Raw genomic sequence first — 5,199 nt, forward strand, 5'->3', positions numbered from 1 at the left:
GCCGCATGGCCCGATGGCCACCCCAATCCCCGCCAAAGCGGTCCTCGAATTTACACCTCGTCCGCGGACGCTACCTTATCCCGATCTGCCATCGCTCCTGGCGCTTTTCAACGCGTCCGAGGTGAGTCGAGCCATCGAGCCCCTCGAACAGGCTGAGCGCATCTGGAAAGAGACCCTCGCGCAACCGGGTCTTTTCGTCTTCGTGTCGGAGGAGCGGAACAGCATTGCGGCGACCTGCATGCTCATCACCGCACCAAACCTCCTACGGGGCGGACGACGCCACGGCATTTTGGATAACGTCGTCACCCATCCTGAGCTTCAGGGGCGCGGACATGGCCGCACAGTGGTTCAAGCGGCGCTCGGGCGAGCCTGGGAGGAAAACTGCCACCATGTGTTGATGCAGAGTGGGCGGCCGGACTCGCGGGTCCACACGTTCTACGAACGCCTAGGCTTTGTGCCCGGTTTGAGAGTCGGCTATGTCGCGAGGCGACCTTCGTCCTAGTCTAGGCGGTACCCATATATACTCTTGGCGGACGATGGATTTATTCATCTGCACCCTGTGGTCCGCCCTCCACACCATCTAAAGCGACCCATGAAATGATGGAACGGTGATGGCATAGAAGATTTATCTACTGTTTAGCAGACTGACTGGGTTCTCACACAGCTTCGACCGAAAGCCGTAGTTCAGAAGGTCTACTTCTAAGGCAGCCTGAAGACACGGACGCGTATAAAGAGATGATTGGTTTTAGGCCCGTCCGCTTCAGGATGAATTCGAGGCGACGCCGACGTGCGCAATTTCTATTGAAGAATCTTATTGGCGCTCCACGAGGCGTCAGCCTGTTTTGCGACTGGTATCCCTTGCAAGCCAATGCTCTATGGCCGTGAACAGCTCGGGACGCTTGAACGGCTTGCCAACGTGACCATTCATCCCGGCCTTCAGAAAGCTCGCGACCTGCTCGGGCAACACGTTCGCCGTCATCGCGATGATGGGCACGTTTCGTTCGGGGCCATGTAGCGCCCGGATACGGCGAGTGGCCGTGACCCCGTCCATGACGGGCATCTGCACGTCCATCAGCACCAGCCCATAATCGCCGCCGGCGATCGCATGCACCGCCGCGGCGCCATCATCGACTACGTCGACCACGTAGCCGGCCGCACGTAGAATCGCGCACGCGATTTCCTGGTTGATCGCGCTGTCCTCCGCCAGGAGGATGCGACCCGATGACGAGGCACGATGTGCGGTCTCCTCGACCGGCTCGGCCGTCCAACTCATCGCTACCGGAAGCGTCATCTCAAACCAGAACGTCGAGCCTCGGCCGGATACGCTCTCGACGCCAATGGAGCCCCCCATGAGTTCGACGAGCCGCTTCGAGATGGCAAGGCCAAGCCCGGTGCCGCCGAACTCGCGCTGTACCGAGCCATCCACTTGGCTGAACCGCTGAAACAGGCGTCCGAGCTTGTCGGCCGGAATACCGATGCCCGTGTCCTGGACCGCGACGCGCAGCGTCACTGCATCGCCTCCCGCCGGCAGACATGCCAAGTCCACCGTAACGGTACCCCGTGCGGTGAACTTGATAGCGTTGTTCAGGAGGTTGAGCAGCACCTGACGGAGACGTTCTGCGTCCCCAATAAGGGCCCTCGGCAGGGCCGGATCAAGGTTGGCGTAAATGCCAAGTTTCTTCGGCTCCGCCAAGCCGCGCGTCATCGAGATTACGTTGTCGATCAAGGCGGCCGGTGCGAAAGGCTGGGGCACGATCTCGATCTGGCCGGCTTCGATCTTCGAGAAATCCAGCACGTCGTTGACGACCGTCAGCAGGGCTGACCCGGAACTCTGGATGAGCTGCACCTGCCGTCGCAAACCGGCATCGAGCTCATGGCGGTCGAGGATGAGGCCGGTGAACCCGATGATCGCGTTCAACGGAGTGCGGATCTCGTGGCTCATCGAGGCCAAAAAATCGGTCTTGGCGCAGCTCGCCTGTTCGGCCTCTTGGCGTGCAAGGACGGCCGTTGATCGTGCTTCCTCAAGGCGATGTGCGTAGGCCTTACGCTCGCTGACGTCGCGGAACGTGGCGACGATGCTCGGCTCGCCCGGTGACGTGTCAGGAATGCGCCGGAACACGCCCTCGACCCAAAGCCAAACACCATCCTTGCGCCTGGACCGGTAAACCGCCGAGACCTCATCCTCGCCGGCTCCGAGGCGGCGGGTCGCGGCGTAGAGGTCCGCCAGGTCGTCTGGATGCACGTAGTCTCGCAGCCGCATCGCGCCGAGTTCCTCGGGCGTGTAGCCGAGCAGGCGTCTGACGGCGGGCGAGATATACGACCGGCTGCCATCATCGCGCCCGAGCATGATCAGCTCGCTGGTATTCTCCGCCAGCACCCGAAAGAGCGCCTCGCTCTTTTTCAGAGCGTCCTCGCTAACGCGGCGTTGCGTAAGTTCACGGGCAAGCACGAGTAGGGCCGCCACGACGACCAAGGTCAGGCCGCCCGCTATCCCGCCTTGCATCCAGGCGGCCTGGCGCCAGCCTGCCAACGCCGTGTCGCGGGACTGTGTGGCGCTGACATAGAGCGGGTAGGACGGCACGAAGCCGAGTGCCAGGACGCGCTCGATGCCGTCGATTGATCCGAGCGACCAAAATGGCTTGGTGTGTTTGGGGGCGATGTGGCGCTTGTAGTTTTCGCTCGTAGCGTAGTTCTTCCCGATCAGGTCCGGAACGTGAGGCGTCCGGACGAGAAGCGTTCCATCCGAGCGCCAAAGGCCGAGCGTGGAATTCGGGCCAAGATCGAACCCGTCAAACACCGACTGGAAGACCGAAGCCTTGACCGTTGCCACGATGACGCCGGCGAAGGAGCCGTCGGCATGGTTGATCCGGCGCGCGATGGGTACGATGGGAAACTGGGTGCGACGGCCTACGATCGGCGAACCGATGAATAGATCTTCCTTCGGATTTTCGCGGAGCCTCTGAAGGTAGTCGTGATCTCTTCGATCAATCTGCCGGGCCGGAAAGCCAATCGCCTCGTGCAGCGCCCCGCCATCGGCATTCAGGATCAGGATGTTCGTGAGGTCGTTGGACTGAGCCAGTTTCTCGCTGAGGGCAGCATGAATGGTTTCGGGTGACAGGCTTTGCGCACGGGAACCTGCAAGCGAAACCACGGCCTTCAGGAAGGTGTCGACGGTTTCGACCGTTCGAGCGGCATGCTGCTCCAGCGCGCGAGCCGTATTGGCGGTGTTGACCTCAGCGGCGAGAAGCTCCTGCCAATGTTGCTGGTAAAGGCTGGTTGCGACGACGGATGGGATAATGATGCCGACCACAGCAGCGAGGATCTTGAGACCGCCGCCAAGGCTGAGCCTGCTTCGTGCGGGTCTGTGCGCCATCACTTTGCCGATACGTCCAACTTACCTGAACGGAACGCCCGCCCAGAGTGACCGATCAAGGCATAAAACGATGAAGGAAAATCTGGTCTGCTGCGAGGTTCCCGGACAGCCGGTTCTGGCGTGATGATGAGATCGAAGGTGTAGGATGCTGCAGGGCAGGTTTGGACGTGGGTTCAAGGCCAAAGCAGTTTTGTAGGGACAATCCTCAGTCGACGTCGAGCACCTGCAGAAGGTCGGTCATAACCGCATCGTTCTGGGCGAACTCGAGATCGCACGGCTCAACCGTCAGTCGCTGGTTGGACTGCTGCTTCAGATGGCGGCGCCTTTCTCGACCACGATTGTATCGACGACGTCTGCAGGCTCATAGAGCCACCGAGCCATCGCTCCAGCGGCCATCGCTCCTACAATCGGCGCAAGCCAAAACAGCCATAGCTGCGTGACGTACTCACCGCCCGCAAACAAGGCAGGGCCCGTGCTTCGTGCTGGATTGACCGAAGTGTTGGTCACGGGGATCGAGATCAAGTGGATCAACACAAGCGCGAACCCAATGGGGATACCGGCAAAGCCCGTCGCGGCACCCTTCGACGTCGTCCCAACGATGATGAAGATGAAGAAGAAGGTCAGCAGAAGCTCGGTGACCAAACAGGCGGCCAGACCATATTTGCCCGGGCTGAGATCGCCGTAGCCGTTCGAGGCGAAACCGTTGGAGACCCAGCCGGCCTTGCCTGATGCGATGACGTAGAGGACGAAAGCACCAAGGATGGCACCTAAGACCTGGGCGATAATGTAGGGCAACACATGCCGGTTCGCGCAACGTCCTGCAGACCACAGCCCGAGCGTAACCGCCGGATTGAAGTGGCCGCCCGAGATGTGGCCGACCGCGTAGGCCATCGTGAGTACGGTCAGGCCAAAGGCAAAGGCGACTCCAAGGAAGCCGATGCCGAGCTCTGGGAAAGCAGCGGACAGGACAGCAGCCCCACAGCCGCCGAAGGTCAACCAGAACGTGCCGAAGAACTCAGCGGTCGCCCGGCGCATCGTGTCATGATCCAGGACTACACCTCTCGCTTCATGATAACGCGGCCCGCTTGGGCAGCAAAGAGTTCGGAAGCGCGGATTATTGCAATACCGATCTAAATTTGCCGAGCCGACTTCTGTTGATTCGCAACTTACGCACTTTGCATAAATCTTTATTGCGAGCAATCATCACTCCAGCAGATTTGCTTATTTCTTTGTTTTTTCTGCGTGTAATAGGGTAGTGAGAACGGCAAGGAAGGCCTGCTTTCCGCCTTTCTCACCCCCTCAAGCGTACCGGCCCCTCTCGACCGAGGCTGTGTGAAAACATCGGCCCGGCAGGAGAAGGTAGAGTTTGCTGCCCTGTACGGGCAAGCCAGACCCTGTGGCCTGCCCTCCACGCCATCAAAAACGCCCCATGAAATGTCGGAACAGCAATGGCGCAGAAGATCGATCTCCGGTTTCGCGAGCTGACTGAATTTTCAGACAGCCTCGACCCTTTGCGGACGTTCAGGGCTTCTACTCTGCGCGGCTTGAGAGGACGGCGGCGTATGACCGAGATGGGTAGGTTTGAGATGGTCTGCTATTCGGAGAGCAAGCGGCGTGATCTGAAACGGGTATGTTCGAAACGCCAAGCTGCAGTTGAAATCTTTTGCTCTTCTCTGATAGGTGAGGAACGATCAGTGTTCTGACAAGACACTGTGGAACAGCGTTCATGCACTGAGCTCACCGCCTCTATTGGCCTGCCCCCTGAAAAGTGGTCCTCCCTGAAGTAGGCTTTCGAGCCTTTGGAGGATGCCAGGAATGCCGAGGAA

3 protein-coding genes are annotated in these 5,199 nt (G+C 59.9%); 1 reads left to right on the top strand and 2 read right to left on the bottom strand.

The features are described from left to right. A partial coding sequence (locus tag K2Y56_RS25795) for a GNAT family N-acetyltransferase (RefSeq protein ID WP_366849527.1) occupies window positions 1–502 on the top strand: 502 nt, incomplete at its 5' end. Window positions 503–832: 330 nt separating this feature from the next. On the opposite strand, the gene K2Y56_RS25800 is transcribed toward K2Y56_RS25795, so the two are convergent. After that, the gene (locus K2Y56_RS25800) at window positions 833–3,373 is read right to left on the bottom strand and encodes an ATP-binding protein (RefSeq protein ID WP_292514881.1); all 2,541 of its coding nucleotides are present in this window, start codon (window positions 3,371–3,373) and stop codon (window positions 833–835) included. 309 nt (window positions 3,374–3,682) lie between these two features. Further along, on the bottom strand, window positions 3,683–4,423 hold the full coding sequence (gene aqpZ, locus K2Y56_RS25805; RefSeq protein WP_292514887.1) for an aquaporin Z: 741 nt from the start codon (window positions 4,421–4,423) through the stop codon (window positions 3,683–3,685). Window positions 4,424–5,199: the final 776 nt, after the last annotated feature.

It is taken from the genome of Methylobacterium sp. (assembly GCF_019745455.1).
Lineage (GTDB): Bacteria > Pseudomonadota > Alphaproteobacteria > Rhizobiales > Beijerinckiaceae > Methylobacterium.

Coding starts and splice junctions, on each gene's coding strand:
- K2Y56_RS25800 (WP_292514881.1), bottom strand. CDS start 3,373: ATGGCGCACAGACCCGCACGAAGCAGGCTCAGCCTTGGCGGCGGTCTC.